Raw genomic sequence first — 22,983 nt, forward strand, 5'->3', positions numbered from 1 at the left:
CGATGGTCCACGCCAACAGCCTGTACGGGCCACTGGACCCGGCACCGGACGCGGGCTACGAGGATGCCCCGCCGCGGATGGGGTTCTTCACCGACACGAGTGTCTGCATCGGTTGCAAGGCCTGCGAGGTGGCCTGCAAGGAGTGGAACGACGTGCCGGCGAGCGGGCTGGACCTGTTGGGGATGTCGTATGACAACACGGGCGCGTTGACCGCGAACTCGTGGCGGCACGTCGCCTTCGTCGAGCAGCCCCGCCCGTCCGGCTGGGCCACTCCCGCGTTCGAGGACACCCCGGCCGGTCCGCCGGTCAGCGCGGCCACCGCGACCTTCGGCGCCGAAACCGCCACCCACACCGGTACCGATCCCGGTATCCCATCGGGTTCGCCGGGGGCCGCGGCGCGGATGGTGGGTGGCTCGGAGTTCCTGGGGATGCCGGGTGCGCAGCCGCCGGGGCGCGGTACCGGTGTCGAGGGTCGTAGCGATTTCCGTTGGTTGATGATGTCGGATGTGTGTAAGCACTGCACGCATGCGGCTTGTTTGGATGTGTGTCCGACGGGTTCGTTGTTCCGGACGGAGTTCGGGACGGTGGTGGTGCAGGAGGACATCTGTAATGGGTGTGGTTACTGCATTTCGGCTTGTCCGTACGGGGTGATCGATCAGCGTAAGAATGATGGTCGGGCGTGGAAGTGCACGCTCTGCTACGACCGGCTCGGCGCGGGCATGACGCCGGCGTGCGCGCAGGCGTGTCCGACGGAGTCGATCCAGTACGGGCCGTTGGAGGAGTTGCGGGGGCGGGCGGCGGCGCGGGTGGCGACGTTGCATGGGCGGGGGGTGTCGGAGGCGCGTCTGTACGGTCATGATCCGAACGATGGTGTGGGTGGTGACGGGGCGTTCTTCCTGCTGTTGGACGAGCCGGAGGTGTACGGTCTGCCCCCGGATCCGGTCGTGACCACCCGTGACCTGCCTAAAATGTGGAAACGCGCCGGCCTGGCAGCGGTGACGATGGCCGCCGCCGCAGCCGTCGCGTTCATCGGCGGTCGGCCATGACGGGCCCGACGCCAGCCGACCCGAACGAGCCGGCCGGCGCCCGGCTCCCCGAGTTCCGGATCGACAGGCCCGCCGACGGGCAGCGCCGGCGCGGGACCGGTCGCGGCTGGCGAGGGCGCGGTGCGGGCGGCGAACAGGTCACCGTCCCGCCGGTCGACTTCACCTCCTACTACGGCCGGCCGATCCTCAAACCGCCCGTGTGGAAGCACGACATCGCCGGCTACCTGTTCACCGGCGGCCTCGCCGCCGGAAGCGCGTTGATCGCCGCCGGGGCCCAGCTGACCGGGCGGCCCAGGCTGCGCCAGGTGAGCCGGGGGACCGCCCTCGGCGGCATCGCCGCCAGCACCTACTTGCTGGTCCACGACCTCGGGCGGCCGGACCGGTTCCACCACATGCTTCGGGTGGCCAAACTGACCTCGCCGATGTCGGTCGGCACCTGGATCCTCACCGCCTTCGGGCCGCTGGCCGGCGTCGCGGCGGTCGCCGAAGTGGCGCCGCTGCTCCCACGGCACGGCGCGCTCGGCCTGGCGCGCCGGCTGGCCCCGCCGGTCGGCGACGTCGCCGGCCTGGTCGCCGCGGCCACCGCACCGGCGCTGGCCACCTACACCGGGGTGCTCCTGGCCGACACCGCCGTACCGTCCTGGCACGACGCCTACCCGGCGTTGCCGTTCGTCTTCGCCGGCAGCGCGCTCGCCGCCGCCTGCGGGGTCGGGCTGATCGCGGCGCCCGCCGCGGAGACCGCCCCGGTGCGCCGGCTCGCCCTGGCGGCCGCGGCCATCGAGCTGGCCGGTGGCCACCGGCTGGAACGAATGGGGCTGACCAGCGAGCCCTACCGACAGGGGCGCAGCGGCCGCCTGATGCGGGCGGGACGGGCGCTGCTCGCCGTCGGCGCCACCGCGGCGTTGCTGAGCGGGCGCAGCCGCGCGCTCTCCGCGCTCTCCGGCGCCGCCCTGCTGGCCTCGTCGGTCGCCACCCGGTTCGGCGTCTTCGAGGCGGGCGTGACGTCGGCGCGCGATCCGAAGTACACCGTCGTGCCGCAACGGGAACGGCGCGACCAGGAAGGGGACCGGTCGCCGGCCGAGAAACGGACGTAGCTCATCCGCAGGCGCCAGCCCGTGAGCCGACGAACGGGGGACTCAGCTCATGGCCCACACCGCAAGCGATCAGGGAAGTTCCACACCGACGCGGGGCCGATGGGGTCTCGTCGCCGCCGCAGTGCTCGTCCAGCTCGCGCTCGGCGCCGTGTACGCGTGGAGCGTGTTCAACATGCCGCTGCAGCAGGAGTTCGGCTGGAGCAAGGCGCAGGCGGTGCTGCCCTTCGAGGTGGCGATCGGCACCATCTTCATCGGCAGCCTGGTCGGTGGCCGCATCCAGGACCGGCGTGGACCACGACCGGTCGCCCTGGGCGGCGGGGTGCTCTACGCGGTCGGCAACATGCTGGCGTCGCTCACGTCGTCGAGCGACGACCTCTGGCTGCTGGTGCTGACCTACGGCGTGCTGGGCGGGATCGGCCTGGGAGCCGCCTACATCACCCCGATCGCGATGCTCGCCAAGTGGTTCCCGGACCGCCGCGGCCTGATCACCGGGATCGCGGTCGCCGGGTTCGGTTTCGGCGCGGTGATCGTCGCACCGGTCGCGAAGTCCCTGCTCAACCGGACCAGTGACCCCACCAGCGTGTTCCTGCCGCTGGGCATCGCCTACCTGATCGCGATCCTGCTCGGGGCGTCCTTCTTCCGCAACCCGCCGGCGGCGTACCAGGTGCCCGGCTTCACCCCGAAGGCCGAGGGCCGCGCCGTCGCCGGCACCCGTGTCTACACGCTGCGCGAGGCGCTGCGTACCCGGCAGTGGTACCTGCTCACCGGGATCCTCACCATCAACGTCGCCTGCGGGATCGCGCTGATCTCCCAGGCGTCCGACGCCACCCAGGACATCACCGGGGCGACCGCGGCGACCGCCGCGACCCTGGTCGGCGTCCTCGGCCTGTTCAACGGCGCCGGCCGGGTGGCGTGGGCATGGCTCTCCGACCGCACCGGGCGGATGCCCGCGTTCATCGGGATGCTCCTGTTGCAGGCGATCTGCTTCTTCATCCTGCCGCACGCGGCGGCCTTCGCGGTCTTCGCGGTGCTGGCCGCGCTGGTCTATCTCGCGTACGGGGGCGGCTTCGGCACGATGCCCGCCACCGCCGCCGACTACTTCGGCACGCCCAACGCCGGCGCGGTGTACGGCGCGATGATCGTGGCCTGGAGCATCGGCGGCGTGGTCGGCCCGCTGGTCACCTCGCTGCTCTTCGAGGCGAGCGGCGAGAGCTACACGTTGCCGTTCACCGTCATCGCGATCGTCGCCCTCGTGGGCCTGATCCTGCCGCCGATCACCCGGCTGCCGACGGCACCGGGTCGACCGCGACCGCACAACGAGGTCACCGGCCCCTGAGCCGACCGGACCGGACGGTTCCCGGACCGCGCTCTTACCCTCCTCGAACATCGATGCCCTAGCGTCGAGCCTCATGACAGAGCGCGAAGCGGTGGCGCACCTGCTGCGTCGGGCCACGTTCGGGCCGACCGCCGACGAGGTCGACGCGGCCGAGCGCGCGGGGCTCGCCCGTACCCTCGACCGGCTGCTCACGCCCGGCGGCCCGGACGCCGGCGCCGGCACGACTCCCACCCCGCCGCTCGGCCCGGATCCGGCCGCGCAGCTCGGCAAGGAGTCCAGCCGCGAAGATCGCCAACGGGCGAACCAGCAGCGCCGCGAGCAGCTCACGAAGCTGACCGACTGGTGGTTCACCCGGATGGTCGCCGCCGACCACCAGCTGACCGAGAAGCTGCTCTTCTTCTGGCACGGGCACTGGGCGACCAGCGCGCAAAAGGTCCGCTCCGCCCCGCTCATGTTGCGCCAGCTCGAGACGATGCGCCGGCTCGGGCGGGGGCCGCTCGCGCCGCTGGTCGACGCGATGGTCCGGGATCCGGCCCTGATCCTCTGGCTGGACGGGCAGAAGAACACCCGCAAGGCGCCCAACGAGAACCTGGCCCGCGAACTGATGGAGCTCTTCACCCTCGGCATCGAGGGCGGCTACACCGAGGCGGACGTCAAGGAGGGCGCCCGCGCCCTCACCGGTTGGGTGGTCGATCGCCGCACCGGGGCGGCCCGGCTCGAGCGGCGCCGACACGACGCCGGAGTCAAGACGATCCTCGGTCAGCGGGACGCCTTCGACGCCGCCGGTTACGCCCGCCTGCTGGCCGGTCGGCCCGAGGCGGCACGCCACGTCGCGGGGCGGCTCTGGTTCCGCTTCGCCGGCCCGCAGGAGCCCACGCCCGCGGAGCTCGCCGGGCCGGACACGGTCACCACGCTGCGCCGGATCTTCACCGCGCCGGCCTTCGCTCAGACCCGGGACACCCTGGTCAAGCAGCCCGTCGAGTGGTTGGTCGGCGCGGCACGTCAGCTCGGCGTCCGGCCGTCGGTCCTACCGGAGCAGCGCCGACGACGGCTGCTCGCCGGCCTGACGGCGATGGACCAGGTGCCGTTGCGGCCGCCGAGCGTCAGCGGTTGGCCGGCCGGCACCGCCTGGCTGACCACCTCGTCGCTGCAGGCTCGGTTGCGCACGGCGGACGCCCTGGCGAGCGCCGCGGCGCCGGCCGTGCTGGCCCGGCTCAGCGCCGCACCGCCCGAGGGTCGCCCCGAGGCTCTGGCCCGGCTGCTCGTGGTCGACGGCTGGAGCGAGCGCACCCGGGCGGCGCTGACGCCGTTGACCGGCGAACCGCGCCGGCTGATCGTGGCCGGCCTGGTCAGTCCCGAGTACGCGGTCAGCTGAGGAGGAGCGATGGACGTCCTGACCCGACGAAGGTTCCTGGTGGCGAGCGGAGTGGTCGGCGCGACCGCCCTGGCGGCCGGCGCGGCCGCATACCGGTGGGAGGACCTGCTCGCCACGGCGGGTGACCGCGACCCGGAGGCCCGCACGCTGGTGCTGGTCACGTTGTACGGCGGCAACGACGGCCTGAACACCGTCATCCCGTACGCCGACCCGGCCTACCACGACGCCCGCCCCGAGCTGGCGTACCCGGCGGAGCAGGTCAAACGGCTGGACGACGAGGTCGGCCTCAACCCGGCGCTGGCCGGACTGCACCGGCTGCACGGCCAGGGGCGCCTGGCGGTGGTCCGGGGCGTCGGCTACCCGAAGCCGGACCGCAGCCACTTCCGGTCGATGGACATCTGGCACAGCGCGGAGCCGGAACGCCCCGGCACGACCGGGTGGCTCGGCAGGTGGCTCGACCAGGCCGGTGGCGACCCCCGGCTGGCGGTCTCCTTCGAGCCGGCGCTTCCGCCGCTGCTGGCCGGTGCGCGCGGTGCGGGAGCGTCGGTGCCGCTGACCGAACGGAAGGCCCCGATGGGCCTCTCCGACGCCACCCTGGCCGCGTTCGCCGCCCCCGCGTCGGGCGAGTCGCCGGCCCGGGTCCGCGCCGCCACGTGCTTCGCCGACCTGCGGTCCGTCGACGCCATGATCCGCGCGGTACGGGACGCGGACGGTTCCGACGGCGAGGAGCAGGAGGGCGCGGCCGAGCCGGCCACCGCGACCGGCGGCGCGCGTACCCCGCTCGACGGGCAACTGGATCTGGTCGCCCAGTGCGTCGAGGCGGGCGTCTCGACCCGGGTCTTCTCGGTGTCGCTGGGCGGCTTCGACACCCACGCGGACGAGCGGCAGCTGCAGGAAGTGTTGCTCGGGCAGGTGGACCGCGCGCTCAGCGGGTTCGTCGACCGGATGGCGCGGACCGAGGCGGGCCGCAAGGTCGTGGTCGCGGTCTACTCGGAGTTCGGCCGCCGGGTACGCGCGAACGCCTCCGACGGCACCGATCACGGCACCGCCTCCAACGTGCTGCTGCTCGGGTCCGGCGTGCGCGGCGGTGTGTACGGCGAGCCACCGAGCCTCACCGACCTCGACGACGGTGACCTGAGGTTCACCACCGACTTCCGGGACGTCTACGCGACCCTGCTGGAGCAGGTGCTGCAGACCGACCCCGACCGGGTCCTCGCCGGCTGGCGGGGCCGCCTCACCGACATCCTCTGAGGCCGTCGCGGCTGTCGTCATCGCCGCCGGTCGCGGCGCGTTGCCGGGCGGCCGTGCCGCCGGTACGGGCCGCGCGGCGACCGGTCGCCGGCCGCCGCAGCGCCGCGTTCAGGTGCTGCGGGCGAAGCCACCCTTGGGAGCGATCAGTTCGAGATTCGTTCCGTCCGGGTCGTTGAAGTAGGCGACCTCCGTACCGAGCGCGTCCGCGGGATAGACCTCGCCCTCGGCGAACGTGTAGGGCTCCCCGAGGAAGTCGAAGCCGGCCTCGCGCATCCGGTCGAAGACCGATCGCAGGTCGTCCACCCGGAAGCACAGGTGCATCGACCCGGGCCGGTTGGCGGCCACCTGCGCCGGTTCGCCGACCGGCTGCTGGAACTGAATCAGGTCGATCCCGAGATTGTCGAGGTTGAAGGTGGCGTACCGCAGCTGCGTCGTCGGCAGCCCCTGCGACTGCGCGAACCCGGGCCCGCGCATCGTCTCGTCCAGGACGACCGGCTCGGTGCCGAGCAGAGTCTGGTAGAACGCGACCGAACGGTCGAGATCGCTCACCGCGACCCCGACGTGCGCGGCCGTCCGGAGGCCGATGGACCCGTTCGAGGGGTTTGGCATGGTTGCCATCCTGTCTCTCCTCACCAGCGTGCATGGTCGCTTCGGTAACGCTGCTCGTCAGGTCCTACCCCGTGCGGAATCGGCTAGTGCTGCCGCGACGGAGCAGCTCGGGCCGGCGGCCGGGGCGGATTTCTGTCGGTGGCCCGCCTACCGTGGTGGAACCGTCCGGCACGAGCAGGAGGATTCATGACCACTCTTCAGAACCGGCCGAACACCGCGCTGCTCGTCATCGACGTGCAGCAGGGCGTCGTCGAGGGAGCCCACCTGCGCGACGCGGTCGTCACGAACGTCGGCAGTCTGGTCGAGAAGGCACGGCAGGAACAGGTTCCGGTGGTGTGGATCCAGCACTCCGACGAGGGTCTGGTGCGGGGCAGCGACGCCTGGCGGATCGTGCCGGAGCTGACTCCGGGCGATGCCGAGCCGTTGGTCGAGAAGAACTACGGCGACTCCTTCGAGGACACCGCTCTCGAGACGGTGCTGTCGGAGCGGGGGGTCGGCCGGCTCGTCGTCGTCGGCGCCCAGACCGACGGCTGCGTCCGCGCGACCCTGCACGGCGCGCTCGTCAGGGGCTACGACGCGACGCTGGTCAGCGACGCGCACACCACGGAGGACATGACCGCCTGGGGTGCGCCCCCGCCCGAGCAGGTCGTCGCGCACACCAACCTCTACTGGGCCTACCAGACGGCGCCGGGACGCTCGGCCGGGACGGTCGAGACCAAGGAGGTCGACTTCGCCGCCGCCTCCTGAGTCCCGCGACCTCGCGGTGGCACGTGCACCCGCATGGTCACTCGCCCACCGAGGTCCGGCCGAAGGAGCGGCCGAGCCGGCGTACCTCGTCCTCCATCTGGCTGACCAGGGTCCGGCCGCCGAGCCGGGTGACCAGCGCGTCCGCGGGCCCGCTCAACACGACCGGCCGAAGTGCCTGCACGAGCGCGAGTGAGCGAGGCACGTACACCTTGCGCCGGCGGCGCTCGATGCCGTGCAGCAGCGCGGCGGCGCACCGCTCGACGGGCACGACGGTGGACAGCGGCCAGGGCAGCCGGCGCAGGGTCCGCCGGAACGAGGCCAGGTCGGCGCGGATGTCGCGGACCAGGTCGGTGTCGATCCAGATCGGGTGCGCGGAGCCGACGGTGACACCGTGCTGGCGGGTCTCCAGGCGCAGCACGTTGGCGAACTGCTCGACGCCCGCCTTGGACGCGCTGTAGGCCGCCATCCCGGGCATCGCCGCGAAGGCGGCGGCGGACGACACGACCAGGACGTGGCCACGGGCCGCGCTGACGTGAGGCAGCGCGGCGCTGACCGTCCGGATCACGCCACCGAGGTTCACCTCGACGGTACGGATCAGCGCGTCGACCGGCCCGACGGCGGTGGTGCCGAGGTTGGCTATGCCGGCGTTGGCGACCACCACGTCGATGCCCCCGAATCGGGCCACGGTGGAGGCGACGGCGGCGTCCAGGGCTCGCTGGTCGGTGACGTCGCACTCGTGCCAGTGCCCGTCGAGGTCGGTGCTGAGCCGCCGGAGCAGGTCCGGCTCCAGACCGACCAGGGCGACCCGGGCGCCGCGGGCGGCCGCCTGCCGGGCCAGTTGCGCCCCGATGCCGCGCGCCGCACCGGTGATGAGGATGGTCCGGCCGGTCAGGTCATACCGCATCGGCGCGCTCCCGGTCCGGTTCGGGCGTCGGCGGCCAGGGCGGTTCACCGACGCCGGTGACGCGTACGCCGCCCCACGGGTCGACCTCGGCCAACCGGGCCGGCCGGACCCTCCCGGCGATGCTCAGCTCGACGTCGCGCTGGCCGGATCGCAGCAACCGGGCCACCGGGGGCGCGGGCTCGATCCGTCCGCCCCAGTGGTAGCGGCCGTCGACCGGCTCCCACCGCCCACTCAGCCGCACCCGGACCGGGGTGCCCGAGACGAGTGCCGGGCCGTGGTAGCTCATGGCGCCACCTCGCCTCGCCCGGCCTGCGACTCCGGCGGGCCGGGCCGGCGATTCGCTCGCCGACGCCCGTTCACCGGGCGATCCGTTCGTGCGCGCGGGTGAGCTCGGGCGGCAGGTCGGCGCTGCGCCGTACGCCCTCGATCCCGCTCCACAGCAGGGCGGTCAGGTAGTCGGCGAGGGCCGCCCGACGGATCGGCTGGCCGTGGGTGGTCCACCAGTCGCCGACCGCCTGGACGAAGCCCACCAGGCCGTACGCCCACGGTTCCGCCGGGCCGGCGTCGAGACCCAACGCGCGCAGCCGATCGCCGATCACCCGGGCCAACCCGGCGGCGACCTGCCGACTGGTCCCGGCGACCACCTGGTGGATGCCGGGGTGGCCGGACTGGTGCATCAGAAAGCGGTAGAGCGTGGGCTGCGACTCGATCACGCCGAGGTAGGCGTCGATGGTCGCCTGGACCAGACCGCGTTCCTCGCGGACCTGCTCCACCGCGGGCGCGACGGCATCGATGATCCGGGCCGCCACCACCTCGCTCACCGCGACCCAGAGCTGCGACTTGTCGGCGAAGTAGCGGTAGAGGACCGGCTTGCTGACGCCGGCCGTGGCGGCGACCTGGTCCATGTCGACCGTCGGTCCGTGGCGCAACAGCGCCTGCACGGCGGCCGCGACCAGCTCCCGCCTTCGTTGCTCACGATGGTCGGCCCAGCGGTCCCGTCGGCCGTTGCCCTTCGCCTTTCCCGTGTCGTCGGGGGGTGGCCCGGCCGGATCGGATCCATTGACATCCTTGAGCGGCGATCGCATGCTACTACTCGTAACAGTTACCGGCCGTCACGTCAATATGGAGGCGTAATGGAGGCGACACCAGCCGGCACGGAGCGCGAGGCGGTCGCCGAGCGGCTGCTCACGTCCTCGCTACGGACCAGCTACGACCCCATCGTGGAGATCGACTGGGACGCCCCGCACGTCGCCGGCGCCTACTGGCTCCCACCGCACCGCAGCAGCCTCTACGGCACGCCGCTGTGGGAACGCCTCGGCGAGGAGCAGCGCGTCGAACTCACCAAGCACGAGGTGGCCAGCGCGGCGAGCGCCGGGCTGTGGTTCGAGACGATCCTCATGCAGATGCTGATCCGCGACTACTACGACGCCGACCCGACCAGCCGGCACGCCCAGTACGCACTGACCGAGGTGGCCGACGAGTGCCGACACTCGATCATGTTCGGCCGGCTCATCGAGGCGATGGGCTGTCCGGTCTACCGGGCGGATCCGATGGACCAGCTGCTCGGACGGTTCCTCAAGGCCACCGCCAGCGGCCCGCGGATGTACGCCGCGATCCTCATCGCCGAGGAGATCCTCGACGCGTTCCAACGCGAGATCATGGCCGACGATTCGCTGCAGCCGCTCATCCGGATGGTGTCGCGCATCCACGTGGTGGAGGAGGCTCGACACGTCCGGTTCGCCCGCGAGGAGCTGGCTCGCCAGGTGACGGCGGCCGGCCCGCCGGCGATGGCGTACGCCCGGCTGTTGATCGGGCGTTCCGCCCACACGATCGCCAACCGTCTGGTCCACCCCGAGGTGTACGCGGCGGTGGGCATCCCGCCGGCGGTCGGTCGGGCCGCCGCTCGCGCGAATCCGCACTGGCGGGCCACCCTGCGCTGGTCGGCCGGCAGAGTGCACGCCCACCTGGCCGGTCTCGGCCTGGTGGCCGGTCCGGGGCGGCTGCTGTGGTCCCGTGCCGGGCTGATCTGACTGTCGTCGCCACCCACTGCGGCGCTCCACCCGCGAGGGCGCCCGCATCGGCCGGGCGTCAGGCCCGCCCGAGTCGCGGTTGCTGGTGAGCCGCCAGCCGCAGGCCGACACCCCGCACCGCGTCGATGGTGGCGTCGGTGCCGAGCTGGTGCAGCTTGCGCCGCAGCCGTTTCACCAGGGACTGCACGTCCGCCTTGCGTTCCCGTCCCTCGTCCCGCCAGACCGACCGGTGCAGCTCGGCGTAGCTCCAGACCCGGACCGGCTCGGTGGTCAGGCAGGTCAGCAGGTCGTGCTCGAGCCGGGTCAGTTCGATCTCGCGCTCCCCGCACCGGGCGGTGGACCGGCCCGAGTCGATCACCAGAGTGTTGTCCGGCGACGCGGCCGGGAGAGCGGTCGCCGGCCCGGCCGGCGCGTCGGGGACCTGCTGCGGCGCCGTGATCAGCCGACGTAGCTCGTCGAGGTCGGCCACCAACAGCAGTGGCGCGATGCCGTCGAGACGTTCCGCCAGCCGGATCCGCTCGGTCGGTGACGCCGTCACCGCGATCAGCAGGGGGAACGGCTCGTCGGCCGGATCGGGTCCGTCCGGCGTCATTTCGTCGTCGTCGACCACAGCCCCCACCCGGAATCGACGGGCATACTGCCCAGCTCTCGTCATGGTCGTGACAATGACTGGCAGGCGTGCCGCCAGCCTGGCAACCGTTAGCGACAAGTTGCTTACGGCAAGTTCTTGATCGTCCTTTCTTCTCGATCATAGTGTCCAGACGGGCAACCGGCGTGACCCGCGCGGTGCATGGGGGGGCACAAAGGGGGCTCGTCCGTTCGGCTTACCCCGTCGAGACGAACCTCCTGCACCTTCGCCATGGCTCATTTCACTCTGGGTCGTTCTGGAGGAGGCAGCACCGATGTTCAGACGTCCACACTGGAGGCGCACAGCCAGATCACTGGTGAGCGCCGGCGCGGCGATGGTCCTCGCCGCAACGGCTCTGGCCAGTACCGCAACCGGCGCGCAGGCCGCGCCGACCGGGACGGGAGCGGGCGCGGCGTCGCCGGCGGACAAGATCCGACCGGAGCTCGCGAAGCAGTTCCAGGCCAAGAGCGAGGGGGATTTCTGGATCCGCTTCAAGGCTCGGGCGGACCTGGGCAAGGCCAAGGCCGTCAAGGACTGGGCCGAGCGCGGCACCGCCGTCGCCCAGGCGCTGCGCAAGACCGCCGACGACAGCCAGGCCGGCATCCGGGCCGAGCTCGACCGCGCGGGCGCCAAGTACCAGACCTTCTGGGCGACCAACGCCATCAGGGTCAGCAGCGGCTCGCTGGCGATGGCGCAGAACTTCGCCGCCCGCGCCGAGGTCGACGCCCTCTACGCCCCGATCGCCTACAAGGTGCCCGAGGTCAGCAAGGGCACCGACGAGAAGACCGTGAACGCCCTGGAGTGGGGCATCGCGAACATCAACGCCGACGACGTCTGGTCCCAGTACGGCGTCGAGGGCGAGGGCATCACCATCGCCAACATCGACACCGGGGTCCAGTTCGACCACCCGGCGCTGGTGAACTCCTACCGCGGCAACAACGGCGACGGCACGTTCGACCACAACTACAACTGGTTCAACGCCGCCGGGACCTGCGCCACCCCCTGTGACGGCAACGGCCACGGCACGCACACGATGGGCACGATGGCCGGCGCCGACGGCGCGAACCAGATCGGTGTCGCTCCGAAGGTCAAGTGGATCGCGGCGAACGGCTGCTGCCCCAGCGACGCCGCCCTGGTCACCTCGGGCCAGTGGATGCTCGAGCCGACGGACCTCAACGGTCAGAACCCGGACGCCAGCAAGCGGCCGAACATCATCAACAACTCCTGGGGCAGCCAGCTGCCCTCCAACGACCCGTTCATGGAGGACGTGACCCTGGCCTGGGCCGACTCGGGCATCTTCGGGGTCTGGTCCAACGGCAACAGCGGGCCGGGGTGCCAGAGCAGCGGCTCCCCGGGCAGCCTGGTCAGCAACTACTCGGCCGGTGCCTACGACATCAACAACAACGTCGCCGGCTTCTCGGGCCGCGGCACCGGGCAGAACGGCGGGATCAAGCCGAACATCTCCGCTCCCGGTGTGAACGTGCGGTCGAGCGTTCCGGGCGGCGCGTACGCCAGCTTCAACGGCACCTCGATGGCGGCCCCGCACCTGGCCGGCGCGATCGCGCTGTTGTGGTCGGCGGCGCCGGCGCTGGTCGGTGAGATCGACGCGACCCGAGCGCTGCTCGACGGTGCCGCGGTCGACAAGGCCGACGCCCAGTGCGGTGGCACCACGGACGACAACAACGTCTACGGCGAGGGCCGACTGGACGCCCTCGCGCTGCTCAACTCCGCCCCGATCGGTGACACCGGCACCCTGGCCGGCACGGTCACCGACGCGGCCACCGGCTCGCCGATCGGCGGCGCCACGGTCACCATCACCGGCCCGGCCGACCGCCAGGTGACCACCGGTGCCGACGGAAAGTTCTCCACCCTCCTGCCGGCCGGTGACTACCAGGTCGCCGTGGCGGCGTTCGGCTACGGCGGCAAGACGACGCCGGCGACGATCACCGCGGACGCGACCACGACGGTAAACGTCGCGCTCACCGCGGTGCCGAGCGTCACGGTCAGCGGATCGGTGACCGACGGCTCCGGACACGGCTGGCCGCTGTACGCGAAGGTGACCGTGGAGGGTCCGTCGGGCGTGTCCGACTACACCACGCCCGTCAACGGTCGCTACAGCCTCAAGCTGCCGGCCGGGGCGACCTACAGCCTCAAGGTCGAGTCGCAGTACCCGGGCTACCAGACCGTGACCAAGGAGGTCGTGGTCGGCTCGGGCAACAAGACCCTGAACGTCGCCGTACCGGTGGAGACCACCGCCTGCACGACGGCGCCCGGCTACACCTTCGGCTCCGACGGGGAGTACGAGACCTTCGACGGCACCACCACGCCGGCCGGCTGGTCGGTGGTGGACCACGCCGACAGTGGCCAGGTCTGGAAGTTCACCGACGACGGCAACCGGGGCAACCTGACCGGCGGCACCGGCAACTTCGCGATGATCGACAGCGACAACTACGGCCCCGGCGGGGACCAGGACACCTCGCTGGTCAGCCCGATCGTCAACCTGACCGACGTGACGGCCCCGGTCGTCCGGTTCAACCAGGACTTCAACTGGCTGGGCGACGACCGTGCCGACGTCGACCTCAGCCTTGACGGCGGTGCCACCTGGACGAACGTGCTCCGGCAGGCGGCCGACGCCCGTGGACCGCGGGTGACCGAGATCCCGATCCCGCAGGCCGCCGGCCAGGCGCAGGTGCAGGTGCGGTTCCACTACTACGACGCCTCGTACGAGTGGTGGTGGGAGGTCGACAACGTACTGATCGGCAGCCAGGTCACCTGCGTTCCGGTCGACGGCGGCCTGGTGCTCGGGCACGTCCGTGACAAGAACGACAACGGCTACGTCAACGGCGCCACCGTCACCAGCAACGACCGGCCGGCGGAGAAGGCCACCACGAAGGCCACCCCGGACGACCCGGGACTGGCCGACGGCTTCTACTGGTTCTTCTCGTCGCTGACCGGCACCCACAAGTTCACCGCGGCGGCCGGCAACTACGTCAGCCAGAGCAAGCAGGTCGACGTCCAGGCCGACTGGGCGACCGCGGCGAACTTCCAGCTCGCGGCCGGCCGACTGTCCGTGCAGCCGACCTCGGTGAGCGGAACGGTCCAGATGCCGACCGGCAAGGTGAACAAGACGTTCACCGTGACCAACACCGGCGGGGCCCCGGTCGACGTCGAGTTCAGTGAGCGCGACGGCGGGTTCGAGATTCTCCGGGCCGACGGGGCGCGGATCAACAAGCAGCAGGTGCTCGCGGCCAGCGGCGCACCGGTGCAGCGGCTCACCGTCGAGACGTCGGTCGCCGCCAAGGCGTCCGGCAGGGCGGTGACGGGGGCGCCCGCCACGGTGGCCCCGCAGGCCGACCCGTGGACGGACATCGCCGACTACCCGTCGAACATCATGGACAACCGGGTGGTCAACCTGGACGGCAAGGTGTACTCGATCGCCGGCGGCGACGGATCGGCGTCCACGACGAAGAACTACGTCTACGACCCGGCCGCGCAGACCTGGACGGCGATCGCCGACCTTCCCGGCGCGCGCAACGCCGTGACGGTGGGCGTCCTGGACGGGAAGATCATCGCCACCGGCGGCTGGGCGGCCGCCGGCCCCGACGGCACCACCTGGTCGTACGACCCGGCAGCCAACACCTGGACCGAGAAGGCCGACAACCCGGCGCCGCGCGCCGCGGCCGGACAGGCGGTCGTCGACGGCAAGCTGTACGCCATCGGTGGCTGCACCACGTCGGCCTGTACGCCGATGTCCAGCACCGTCGTCCGGTACGACCCGGGCAGCGACACCTGGGAGACGATGGCCGAGTACCCGAAGTCGGTGGCCTTCGCCTCCTGCGGCGGGATCGACGGCATCGTCTACTGCACCGGCGGCAACGACGGGTCGGCCTCGCAGAAGGCCAGCTACGCCTTCGACCCGGGTGCCAACGCCTGGACCGCCATCGCCGATGCGCCGGCCGACAACTGGGCGAGCTCATTCGCTGTCGCGAGCGGCAAGCTCCTCGTCGTCGGCGGTTCGCAGGGTGGAGCCATCACCAACGTCGGCTTCGCCTACGACCCGGCCACCGACGCGTGGTCCAACCTGCCGAACGCCAACACCCCGCGGTACCGCGGTGGCGCGGCGTGCGGCTTCTACAAGGTCGGTGGTTCGTCCGGCAGCTTCAGCGCGATGCCGGACAGCGAGGTGCTGCCCGGGTTCGAGGGCTGCGCCGAGGCGGCGGCCGATGTCAGTTGGATGACGATCGACAAGACCGCGGCGACGCTCGCGCCGGGTGAGAAGGTCACGGTAACCGTCGGCATGACGGCGAACGTCGACCAGCCGGGCACCTACTCCGGCTCGGTCGCGATCAAGGAGAACACGCCGTACTCGGTGCCGCCGGTGGCGGTGACGATGACCGCGAATCCTCCGAAGACCTGGGGCAAGCTCATGGGCACGGTGACCGGGACCAGCTGCCAGGGTGCGAGTTCGCCGCTCCCCGGCGCGGTGGTCCAGGTCGACTCGTGGGCGATGTCGTTCACCTTCGCCACCGATGCCGAAGGTAAGTACGCCTACTGGATGGACCGTCGGAACAACCCGCTGACGATGATCGTCGCCAAGGACGGCTGGAAGCCGCAGACCCGTCAGGCGAGGATCGACACCAGCGCGCCCACGGTGGAGAACTTCGCGCTGGCTCCCATCCGGTGTTGACAATTGATCGCTAGTTGACAGATCCGGCCCGCCTGGTCGCTGTGACCAGGCGGGCCGGACCGTGTTCACCGGCGGCGAGCGGCGGCGGCACGACCGGCGAGGGGGACGCCGCTGCGGCGACGTCCCCCTCGGACGGATCGGGAGAGCGGTCAGACCGGCGCGAGGCGGAAACCGACCCCACGGACCGCGTGGATGGTCGCGGCGGCGTCCAGCCGGGCCAGCTTGCTGCGTACCCGCCGCACCACCGAGTGCATGTCGGAGCCGCGGCCGAGGTGCTTGTTGCCCCAGACCTTCAGGTGCAGTCGTTCGTAGGTCCAGACCTGACCGGGTGCGCCGACCAGACAGAGCAGGAAGTCGTGCTCCAGGCGGGTCAACTCGATCTCCTGGTCCCGCCAGCGCAGCACCCGCCGGTCGGAGTCGACGGTCAGGCCGGGCGGCGGCGGGGTGTCCACCATCGCCGCGGCCTCGGTGATCACGGTCTGGACGGGGGCGGAGCCCGCCGTCGTGGGGTGCCTCTCGACCACCCCGAGGAACTCCCGCGCCTGATCGACGCTGGAGACGATCAGGAACGCATTGCTACCGCCCAGTAGTTGCGCCAGCTGTCGGCGTTCTGCCGGCGATGACGCGATGCCGATGACCAGGGACGCGACCGGGATACCCCGCATTCCCCAACCCCTTCCGGTTCCCCCACCAATTCCGGACGGCTATTCCATGCTGCCGACCAAGAAACTTATCAATCTGTTCTGACCATAGTGGCGACTCATCTCGGACGGGTTAAAAATAGTTGCATGTAAGCATTTGAATGTCCGTTAAGAGGAGTGCCGATGGTGACATAAGCTATTCGCGGTGGCTTGGCCGGGTTGCTGGGAATTTGCGGTGGTCAACGCGTCGCTGCGCCCCGGCGTGCCGTCCCTACTCTAGGCTCGGCGGCGACAAGTCCGGATGAGGTGGACACGTCGATCGGAATCGGGTCGCGCCCGGCGGGCGGCAGGTTTCGCAGGTTCAGCTGGCGCAACTTGAGCAACCGCAGGGCGATCTGGTGGAGACGGTCACCGCGCTGTAGAGCCCTCGATTCCGTTGAGCCTCATCTCGTCGCAGACCTTCAAGACGGGTGTGCTCAAGCTCGTTTACGCCCCGGCCCCGACACACGGTGACGCCAGCTACGAGGACGCCAAGGTCCACCTGCCGCAGCGCGGGCAGCGCCGGTCGGCGCCGCGATCGGAGGCGCGGGTGCCCGAACTGGGCCGCCTTGACAACCGATCATGAGCTTAGGTTAGCCTAACCTCATGTCGAGTGGAGCGCCGTCGACCGACGGTGAGCAGAGCCTGCGCGGGAGCAACCTTCGCCTGGGCTACCACGGGGTGCCCGTGGTGCACGAAGCGGCGATCACCCTGCGCGCCGGCGTCGTCACGGCTCTGGTGGGCCCCAACGGCAGCGGCAAGTCCACCCTGCTGCGGGCCCTGGCCCGGCTGCATCCGATCACCGCCGGCGCGGTGCACCTCGCTGGCGGCACCGCCGCGGCCGGCCTGCCGGCCAGGGAGTTCGCCCGCCGGGTCACCCTGCTCGCGCAGAGCCGGCCGGTGCCCAACGGCGTCACCGTCCGGGACGTGGTCGGCTACGGCCGGCACCCGTACCGGGGGCGCTGGCGGGCCGACGACCCGCAGGGCCCCGCCGTCATCGCCCGCGCGATGGACGTCACCGGCGTCGCCGCGATGGCCGACCGCCCGGTGGACGAGTTGTCCGGCGGCGAGCTGCAGCGCGTGTGGCTGGCCACCTGCCTGGCCCAGGACACCCCGGTGCTGCTGCTCGACGAGCCCACCACCTTTCTCGACCTGCGCTACCAGGTGGAGATCCTCGACCTCGTCCGGGATCTCGCCGACGACCACGACGTCGCGGTCGGCGTGGTGCTGCACGACCTCAATCAGGCCGCCGCGGTCGCCGACGAGGTGGTGCTGCTGCACGACGGCCGGGTCCGCGCCGCGGGCAGCCCCGCCGACGTCTTCACCGAACAGGCCCTCACCGAGACGTACGGCATCCGTATCGAGGTGAGCACCGATCCGGTCAACGGAGTGGTGAACACCCGTCCGATGGGCCGGCACGCCACCCGCATCCCGGTCTGAACGACCGCTCGCACATCTCACCAGAAAGACTGCCATGACCCGTATCCGTGTCACCGCCATCGTCGCCGCGGCGGCCGTGCTGTTGCTCAGCGCCTGCGGCACCACCGAGAACACCGCCGCTCCCGAGACCTCCGCCGCGCCGGCCGGACCGGTCACCGTCACCGACAGCCGCGGCAAGGAGATCTCCCTGAAGGCCCCGGCGACCAAGGTGGTCGGCCTGGAGTGGGGCGAGGTCGAGATGCTCGTCGGTCTCGGCGTCATGCCCGTCGGCGTCGCCGACCCCAAGGGCTACGCCACCTGGGTCAGTGCCGCCAAGCTCGACCCGAGCGTCAAGGACGTCGGCACCCGCGGCGAGCCCAGTGTCGACTCCATCGTCGCCCTCCAACCGGATCTCGTGGTGATGGAGGACGACCGGGGCGCCAACCTGGTCACCCAACTCGAGAAGTACGTCCCCGTGCTGGTCGCCAAGGGCAGCGACGCCGCGGACAACCTCGGCCGGATGCGCGCGGACCTCAACATGATCGCCAAGGCGGTCGGCAAGACCGCCGAGGCCGAGAAGCTGCTCGCCGACTTCGACACCGCGCTCGCCGACGGCAAGAAGAAGATCGCCGACGCGGGTGCGGCCGGCCGTCCGTTCGTCATCGCCGACGGCTGGAAGGAGGGCAGCACCGTCAGCATCCGGATGTTCGGGCAGGGCTCGCTCGTCTCCCAGATCGGCATCCAGCTCGGCCTGACCAACGCCTGGACCGGCAAGACCGACGCGGCGTGGGGCCTGGGTCAGACCGACGTCGAGGGCCTCACCGGGCTCAAGGATCCGAATCTGCACTTCTTCTACAACGCCTCGGACGGCACCGACGTCTTCGCCGACGGCCTCGCCGGCAACGCCATCTGGACGTCCCTGCCCTTCGTCAAGCAGGGCAACCTGCACCGGCTGCCGAACGGCATCTGGACCTTCGGCGGCCCGCTCTCCGGCAAGCAGTACATCGACCAGCTCGTGAAGACCTACACGGTGTGACCACGCTGACCGCACCCCCGCGCCCGGGGCCGGCCGTCGGGCCGGCCCCGGCCGGGCGCCTCGTCACTCCCCGCGTGCTCGGGGTCTTCCTGGCCGCGACCCTGCTCGTGCTCGTCGTCGCGGCCGTGCACCTCACCCAGGGCACCTCCACGGTCGGCGCCCTCGACCTGGTGCGGCTCGTCACCGGCACCGACGACGAGGCGGCCCGGGTCCTGGTCGCCGCCCGGCTGCCACGCCTGCTCGCCGGGCTGACCATCGGCGTCGCGCTCGGCTTCGCCGGCGCCGCCCTCCAGTCGATCGCCCGCAACCCGCTCGCCTCCCCGGACACCCTCGCGGTCAACGCCGGCGCCCACCTGGCGATCGTCACCGTCGCCGCGTTCGGCATCTCCCTGCCCGTGCTGCCCGCCGGTGGCCTCGCCCTCGGCGGCGGCCTCGCGGCGGCGGCGCTGGTGCTGGCCATGTCCGGTGGCGGTCAGGCCAGCACCACCCGGCTCATCCTCGCCGGCTCGGCCACCGCCCTGGCGCTCGGCTCGGTCACCACCCTGCTCCTGCTGCTGTTCGAGCAGGCCACCATCGGCCTCTTCGCCTGGGGCAACGGCTCGCTCGTGCAGAGCGACCTGACCGCGCTCACCCAGCTCGCCCCGGTGATCGGCGTCGCGGTGGTGGCGTTGCTGCTGCTCGGGCAGCGGCTGGACATCCTCGCCCTCGGCGACGACACCGCGACCGTGCTCGGCCTCGACGTGCGGCGCACCCGGCTGATCGTGACCCTGCTGGCCGTGCTGCTCTCCGCCGCCGCGGTCACCCTCACCGGCCCGGTCGGCTTCGTCGGACTCTGCGCGCCGGTGATCGTACGGCTGCTCGCCCCCCTGGTGCCCGGCGTGCACCGGCACCGCATCCTGCTGCCGCTCTCCGGTATCGCCGGGGTCCTCGTCGTCCTCGGCTCCGATGTGCTGCTGCGCGCGGTCATGGGCGGGCAGGCCGGCGTCGACATCCCCACCGGCGTGGTCACCACCCTGCTCGGCGCGGCCGTCCTGATCTGGCTCGCCCGGCGGCACCGGGACGCCGGCCCCACCCGCCGTCCGCCGGGCGGACACGCGGCGGTCCGCTCCGCGACGTTCCACCGCACCGTGGTGGCCGCGGCCGCCGTGCTCACCGTCTCGGCGGTGCTCGTCGGCATGCTCGCCGGCGACACCTGGGTGCTGCTCGGCGACATCGTCAACTGGCTGAGCGGTAGCACCGGGCCGGCGTACACCTTCGTGCTGGACCAACGGTGGCCGCGGGTCGCGGCGGCGGTGCTGGCCGGGGCGGCGCTCGCGGTCGCCGGCACCACCGTGCAGGCGGTCTGCCGCAACCCGCTCGCCGAGCCGGGCATCCTGGGCATCACCGCCGGCGCCGGCCTGGGCGCGGTTTCCCTGCTCACCTTCGTTCCGCTCGCCGGCGTGTGGGCCGTCTCCGGTGTCGCCGGGCTCGGCGCGATCCTCGCCTTCGCGCTCGTCTACGGCGCCGCTTGGCGCGGCGGGCTCAGCTCCGACCGGCTGGTCCTGATCGGCTTCGGCACCTGGCAGGGCGGCATGGCCGTCATCACGTTCCTGATCGTCGCCTTCGACCCGTGGAACACCGGCAAGGCGCTCACCTGGCTCTCCGGCTCCACCTACGGCCGTACCGCGACCCAGGTGCTGCCGGTGGCGATCGCCCTGTTGGTGCTCACCCCCGCGGTGGTCGCGGCCCGGCGGGAGCTCGACCTGCTCGCCCTCGACGACGACACCCCACGGGTGCTCGGCGTCCGGCTGGAGCGCACCCGGCTGGTCGCCCTCGGGGCCGCGGCGCTGCTCACCTCCACCGCGGTCTCCGCCGTCGGCGTGATCGGCTTCGTCGGCCTGGTCGCGCCGCACATGGCCCGGGCGCTCGTCGGCGGCCGGCACACCCGGGTGCTGCCGGTCGCCGCGCTGCTCGGCGCGGCGCTGGTCAGCATCGCCGACACGCTCGGCCGCACCGTGATCGCCCCCGCGCAGGTCCCCGCCGGCCTGGTCACCGCACTGATCGGCACCCCCTACTTCGTCTGGCTGCTGTGGCGCTCCCGCGCCGCGGCGAGCCCATCTTCGGTAGCGCCGCGTCGACCAAGAGAGGCACCATGACCGAGACCCTGCCCATCGCACCCTGGCGCGTGTTCGCCGTCGAGGTCCGGGCGGTACGCCAGCTCAGCCCGTCCTTCGTCCGGGTCACCTTCACCGGGCCCGACCTGCACCGCTTCGCCGACAACGGCTACGACCAGCGGATCAAACTCGCGCTTCCGCTGCCCGGGCGGCACGGGGTGCGCCTGCCGGACGGGCCCGACTGGTACGCGCAGTGGCGGGCCCTGCCGGAGCCGGAGCGCAACCCGATCCGTACCTACACGGTCCGCGCCGTGCGACCGCACGCGGCCGAGGTCGATGTCGACCTGGTCGTGCACGGCGACAGCGGCCCGGCCACCCGGTGGGCCCGTCGGGTCCGCCCCGGCGACGAGATCGCCATCCTCGGCCCGGACGCCGGCTTCGACGGGGACCACGGCGGCGTCGAGTTCCGGCCGCCCTCGACCGGGCAGCTGCTGCTGGCCGGGGACGAGACCGCGGTACCGGCGATCGCCGCCATCCTGGAACGCCTGCCGCTCGACGCGCGCGGCCGGGTGCTGCTGGAGGTGCCGGACTCGGCGGACGCGCTGGCGCTGACGGCGCCGCCCGGCGTCGCGCTGACCTGGCTGGCCCGTGGCGTCGGCGCGCACGGCAGCGAGCTCGTTCCGGCCGTCGCCGCGGCCGCGGGGGAGTTGCTGGCCGCGCCGGACCCGGTGGCCGTCGCGCCGGTCGCCGACATCGACGTGGACACGGAGATCCTCTGGGACGTGCCCGATCCGGTGCCAGCGGCGCCGCTCTACGCGTGGCTCGCCGGGGAGGCAGGGGTGATCCGGTCGCTGCGCCGCCATCTGGTGGGGGAGCGGGGGCTGGACCGGCGTGCGGTGGCCTTCATGGGCTACTGGCGGATCGGCCGCGCCGACCCCGCGTGACCCGGGCCCGGACCGGGTCGCACCAGGTCCGTTCCCGGGCCGCCGGCCTCACCGGCCCGCGGGCGCTGCCGTCAGTGCGCCCGGAAGCTCGCGAACTCGCCCGCCCGGTAGGTGCGGAGGGTCCCGGTGCTGGTGGCGTACCCGGAGCAGTCCGTGCTCCGGTAGAGCACGACGTCGGTGAAGCCGCTCCAGCCGACGTGGCCACTCGCGGTCGCGGGCAGCGGCGTGCACTCGCCGGTCGGGGTGTCCACGTGCAACACCTCCACAGTCAAGGACGTGCTGTAGAAGGTGAGGCCGGACGGCTGCGCCGAGGCGGGCGACGCGGCGACGCCGAGCCCGACGGCCATGACCGTGGACGCGACCAGACCCGCGCCGATCCGTACGCGCGTTCGCAGCATGAGTACCTCCAGAGCATCGATGGATACCTCTGGATCGTGGTCTACGTTGTTTGCGACCGCAAGTATCCGCAGCGAAAGGATTCACCTCGGGACGTCGAAGCATAGGGAAACACCCGATTCCTCGCCGGCTGTCCCGCCCTAGCCTCGGGTCATGACCCGCAACCGCCTCGCCATCGCCGCCCTCGCCGCCGTGCTCACGGCCGCCGCCACCGGTGGCTGCGCGATGACCGACGGCTCCGACGCGGGCGCCACGGCGGCCGGCGGCAACCAGGGCAGGGCGGCGGCGGGCGATCCGTCGACCGAGGCCGCGCCGGCGGAACCGTCAACCGCGCCGACGGTCGACGCCTGCGCCCTGGTGCCCAAACAGGAGGCCGAGAAGGTCGCCGGCACCCCGCTCGAGGACGCGGTGCCCGCCCGGGAGAGCTGCTCGTACACCGGTCCGGTGAGCGGACCCACCGCGCAGCTCGAGGTGTACGTCGGCGACGGCGCGAAGAAGATCCTCGACATCGACCGGGAACTCGGGCACGAGCTGACCCCGATCCCCGGGGCGGGCGACGAGGCGTACGCCGAGGACGGCGCGGTCTTCGTCAACAAGGGCGGCGTGTGGGTCGCCGTCCGACTGGTCCGCACCGACGACCCGGCCACCTACCGCGCGCCCCTGGCGGAGCTGGCCCGTACGGTCGCGGGCCGGCTCTGAGCAGCGGCG

Annotated in this window: 20 protein-coding genes; 13 read left to right on the top strand and 7 right to left on the bottom strand. The window is 72.1% G+C overall.

Annotated elements, in window-relative coordinates:
• Nucleotides 1-2: 2 nt before the first annotated feature.
• The 5 genes from ACIP9D_RS22520 (at nucleotide 3) to ACIP9D_RS22540 (ending at nucleotide 6,102) form a co-directional block, all read left to right on the top strand.
• A complete protein-coding gene (locus tag ACIP9D_RS22520) occupies nucleotides 3-1,046 on the top strand; it encodes a 4Fe-4S dicluster domain-containing protein (RefSeq protein ID WP_350874945.1) in 1,044 nt (347 codons plus the stop codon).
• The gene (gene nrfD, locus ACIP9D_RS22525) at nucleotides 1,043-2,140 is read left to right on the top strand and encodes an NrfD/PsrC family molybdoenzyme membrane anchor subunit (RefSeq protein WP_350874943.1); all 1,098 of its coding nucleotides are present in this window, start codon (nucleotides 1,043-1,045) and stop codon (nucleotides 2,138-2,140) included. Before ACIP9D_RS22520 ends, nrfD begins: the two co-directional genes overlap by 4 nt.
• A 121-nt stretch (nucleotides 2,141-2,261) precedes the next feature.
• Nucleotides 2,262-3,476, top strand: a complete 1,215-nt coding sequence (locus ACIP9D_RS22530) for an OFA family MFS transporter (protein ID WP_350874941.1) — start codon at nucleotides 2,262-2,264, stop codon at nucleotides 3,474-3,476.
• Nucleotides 3,477-3,549: 73 nt separating this feature from the next.
• Nucleotides 3,550-4,851 (top strand): DUF1800 domain-containing protein, encoded by a 1,302-nt coding sequence (locus tag ACIP9D_RS22535; RefSeq protein ID WP_350874940.1) that lies wholly within the window; start codon nucleotides 3,550-3,552, stop codon nucleotides 4,849-4,851.
• Between the two features lie 9 nt (nucleotides 4,852-4,860).
• On the top strand, nucleotides 4,861-6,102 hold the full coding sequence (locus ACIP9D_RS22540; protein ID WP_350874939.1) for a DUF1501 domain-containing protein: 1,242 nt from the start codon (nucleotides 4,861-4,863) through the stop codon (nucleotides 6,100-6,102).
• Nucleotides 6,103-6,210: 108 nt separating this feature from the next.
• Here the strand turns inward: ACIP9D_RS22540 and ACIP9D_RS22545 are convergent, their stop codons facing one another.
• Nucleotides 6,211-6,720: a VOC family protein gene (locus ACIP9D_RS22545; RefSeq protein ID WP_350874938.1), complete on the bottom strand. Its 510-nt coding sequence runs from the start codon at nucleotides 6,718-6,720 to the stop codon at nucleotides 6,211-6,213.
• Nucleotides 6,721-6,897: 177 nt separating this feature from the next.
• On the opposite strand from ACIP9D_RS22545, the gene ACIP9D_RS22550 reads away from it, so the two are divergent.
• Entirely contained in the window at nucleotides 6,898-7,458 is a 561-nt protein-coding gene (locus ACIP9D_RS22550) for an isochorismatase family protein (RefSeq protein WP_350874937.1), read from the top strand.
• Nucleotides 7,459-7,495: 37 nt separating this feature from the next.
• Here the strand turns inward: ACIP9D_RS22550 and ACIP9D_RS22555 are convergent, their stop codons facing one another.
• The 3 genes from ACIP9D_RS22555 to ACIP9D_RS22565 form a co-directional block, all read right to left on the bottom strand.
• Nucleotides 7,496-8,362: an SDR family oxidoreductase gene (locus ACIP9D_RS22555; RefSeq protein WP_350874936.1), complete on the bottom strand. Its 867-nt coding sequence runs from the start codon at nucleotides 8,360-8,362 to the stop codon at nucleotides 7,496-7,498.
• Nucleotides 8,352-8,648: a DUF4873 domain-containing protein gene (locus ACIP9D_RS22560; protein ID WP_350874935.1), complete on the bottom strand. Its 297-nt coding sequence runs from the start codon at nucleotides 8,646-8,648 to the stop codon at nucleotides 8,352-8,354. Before ACIP9D_RS22560 ends, ACIP9D_RS22555 begins: the two co-directional genes overlap by 11 nt.
• Nucleotides 8,649-8,718: 70 nt before the next feature.
• Nucleotides 8,719-9,447, bottom strand: a complete 729-nt coding sequence (locus ACIP9D_RS22565; protein ID WP_350874934.1) for a TetR/AcrR family transcriptional regulator — start codon at nucleotides 9,445-9,447, stop codon at nucleotides 8,719-8,721.
• A 48-nt stretch (nucleotides 9,448-9,495) separates the two neighbouring features.
• Here ACIP9D_RS22565 and ACIP9D_RS22570 point away from each other — a divergent pair, with 48 nt between their 5' ends.
• A complete protein-coding gene (locus ACIP9D_RS22570; RefSeq protein WP_350874933.1) occupies nucleotides 9,496-10,392 on the top strand; it encodes a diiron oxygenase in 897 nt (298 codons plus the stop codon).
• A gap of 58 nt (nucleotides 10,393-10,450) precedes the next feature.
• Here the strand turns inward: ACIP9D_RS22570 and ACIP9D_RS22575 are convergent, their stop codons facing one another.
• A complete protein-coding gene (locus ACIP9D_RS22575; protein WP_400450725.1) occupies nucleotides 10,451-11,002 on the bottom strand; it encodes a winged helix-turn-helix domain-containing protein in 552 nt (183 codons plus the stop codon).
• 334 nt (nucleotides 11,003-11,336) lie between these two features.
• Here ACIP9D_RS22575 and ACIP9D_RS22580 point away from each other — a divergent pair, with 334 nt between their 5' ends.
• Complete coding sequence (locus ACIP9D_RS22580; RefSeq protein WP_350874931.1) at nucleotides 11,337-15,707, top strand: S8 family serine peptidase; 4,371 nt, start codon at nucleotides 11,337-11,339, stop codon at nucleotides 15,705-15,707.
• A 149-nt stretch (nucleotides 15,708-15,856) separates the two neighbouring features.
• Here ACIP9D_RS22580 and ACIP9D_RS22585 read toward each other — a convergent pair whose 3' ends face one another.
• Nucleotides 15,857-16,372 carry a winged helix-turn-helix domain-containing protein gene (locus ACIP9D_RS22585; RefSeq protein ID WP_350874930.1) on the bottom strand — a complete coding sequence of 172 codons (516 nt, stop codon included), beginning with the start codon at nucleotides 16,370-16,372 and terminating at the stop codon, nucleotides 15,857-15,859.
• 621 nt (nucleotides 16,373-16,993) lie between these two features.
• Between ACIP9D_RS22585 and ACIP9D_RS22590 the strand changes: the two genes are divergently transcribed.
• The 4 genes from ACIP9D_RS22590 (at nucleotide 16,994) to ACIP9D_RS22605 (ending at nucleotide 21,879) form a co-directional block, all read left to right on the top strand.
• Nucleotides 16,994-17,827 (top strand): ABC transporter ATP-binding protein, encoded by an 834-nt coding sequence (locus ACIP9D_RS22590; protein ID WP_350874929.1) that lies wholly within the window; start codon nucleotides 16,994-16,996, stop codon nucleotides 17,825-17,827.
• 34 nt (nucleotides 17,828-17,861) lie between these two features.
• Complete coding sequence (locus tag ACIP9D_RS22595; protein WP_350874928.1) at nucleotides 17,862-18,842, top strand: iron-siderophore ABC transporter substrate-binding protein; 981 nt, start codon at nucleotides 17,862-17,864, stop codon at nucleotides 18,840-18,842.
• A gap of 74 nt (nucleotides 18,843-18,916) precedes the next feature.
• Nucleotides 18,917-20,977: an iron ABC transporter permease gene (locus ACIP9D_RS22600; RefSeq protein WP_400450845.1), complete on the top strand. Its 2,061-nt coding sequence runs from the start codon at nucleotides 18,917-18,919 to the stop codon at nucleotides 20,975-20,977.
• Nucleotides 20,974-21,879, top strand: coding sequence for a siderophore-interacting protein (locus tag ACIP9D_RS22605; protein WP_350874926.1), 906 nt, complete (start codon nucleotides 20,974-20,976; stop codon nucleotides 21,877-21,879). The genes ACIP9D_RS22600 and ACIP9D_RS22605 overlap by 4 nt, the downstream gene beginning before the upstream one ends.
• A gap of 71 nt (nucleotides 21,880-21,950) precedes the next feature.
• Here the strand turns inward: ACIP9D_RS22605 and ACIP9D_RS22610 are convergent, their stop codons facing one another.
• The gene (locus tag ACIP9D_RS22610; RefSeq protein ID WP_350874925.1) at nucleotides 21,951-22,277 is read right to left on the bottom strand and encodes a hypothetical protein; all 327 of its coding nucleotides are present in this window, start codon (nucleotides 22,275-22,277) and stop codon (nucleotides 21,951-21,953) included.
• Between the two features lie 151 nt (nucleotides 22,278-22,428).
• Between ACIP9D_RS22610 and ACIP9D_RS22615 the strand changes: the two genes are divergently transcribed.
• Complete coding sequence (locus ACIP9D_RS22615; protein ID WP_350874924.1) at nucleotides 22,429-22,974, top strand: hypothetical protein; 546 nt, start codon at nucleotides 22,429-22,431, stop codon at nucleotides 22,972-22,974.
• The last annotated feature ends 9 nt before the right edge of the window (nucleotides 22,975-22,983 follow it).

This window comes from Micromonospora sp. NPDC093243 (genome assembly GCF_044753725.1).
GTDB lineage: Bacteria > Actinomycetota > Actinomycetes > Mycobacteriales > Micromonosporaceae > Micromonospora.

What these genes read in the sequence shown, in the direction of transcription:
- ACIP9D_RS22605 (WP_350874926.1), top strand. Translation starts at nt 20,974, where the DNA reads ATGACCGAGACCCTGCCCATCGCACCCTGGCGCGTGTTCGCCGTCGAG.
- ACIP9D_RS22565 (WP_350874934.1), bottom strand. Translation starts at nt 9,447, where the DNA reads ATGCGATCGCCGCTCAAGGATGTCAATGGATCCGATCCGGCCGGGCCA.
- ACIP9D_RS22535 (WP_350874940.1), top strand. Translation starts at nt 3,550, where the DNA reads ATGACAGAGCGCGAAGCGGTGGCGCACCTGCTGCGTCGGGCCACGTTC.
- ACIP9D_RS22570 (WP_350874933.1), top strand. Translation starts at nt 9,496, where the DNA reads ATGGAGGCGACACCAGCCGGCACGGAGCGCGAGGCGGTCGCCGAGCGG.
- nrfD (WP_350874943.1), top strand. Translation starts at nt 1,043, where the DNA reads ATGACGGGCCCGACGCCAGCCGACCCGAACGAGCCGGCCGGCGCCCGG.
- ACIP9D_RS22610 (WP_350874925.1), bottom strand. Translation starts at nt 22,277, where the DNA reads ATGCTGCGAACGCGCGTACGGATCGGCGCGGGTCTGGTCGCGTCCACG.
- ACIP9D_RS22615 (WP_350874924.1), top strand. Translation starts at nt 22,429, where the DNA reads ATGACCCGCAACCGCCTCGCCATCGCCGCCCTCGCCGCCGTGCTCACG.
- ACIP9D_RS22555 (WP_350874936.1), bottom strand. Translation starts at nt 8,362, where the DNA reads ATGCGGTATGACCTGACCGGCCGGACCATCCTCATCACCGGTGCGGCG.
- ACIP9D_RS22550 (WP_350874937.1), top strand. Translation starts at nt 6,898, where the DNA reads ATGACCACTCTTCAGAACCGGCCGAACACCGCGCTGCTCGTCATCGAC.
- ACIP9D_RS22560 (WP_350874935.1), bottom strand. Translation starts at nt 8,648, where the DNA reads ATGAGCTACCACGGCCCGGCACTCGTCTCGGGCACCCCGGTCCGGGTG.
- ACIP9D_RS22520 (WP_350874945.1), top strand. Translation starts at nt 3, where the DNA reads ATGGTCCACGCCAACAGCCTGTACGGGCCACTGGACCCGGCACCGGAC.
- ACIP9D_RS22590 (WP_350874929.1), top strand. Translation starts at nt 16,994, where the DNA reads ATGTCGAGTGGAGCGCCGTCGACCGACGGTGAGCAGAGCCTGCGCGGG.
- ACIP9D_RS22595 (WP_350874928.1), top strand. Translation starts at nt 17,862, where the DNA reads ATGACCCGTATCCGTGTCACCGCCATCGTCGCCGCGGCGGCCGTGCTG.
- ACIP9D_RS22585 (WP_350874930.1), bottom strand. Translation starts at nt 16,372, where the DNA reads ATGCGGGGTATCCCGGTCGCGTCCCTGGTCATCGGCATCGCGTCATCG.
- ACIP9D_RS22540 (WP_350874939.1), top strand. Translation starts at nt 4,861, where the DNA reads ATGGACGTCCTGACCCGACGAAGGTTCCTGGTGGCGAGCGGAGTGGTC.
- ACIP9D_RS22545 (WP_350874938.1), bottom strand. Translation starts at nt 6,720, where the DNA reads ATGGCAACCATGCCAAACCCCTCGAACGGGTCCATCGGCCTCCGGACG.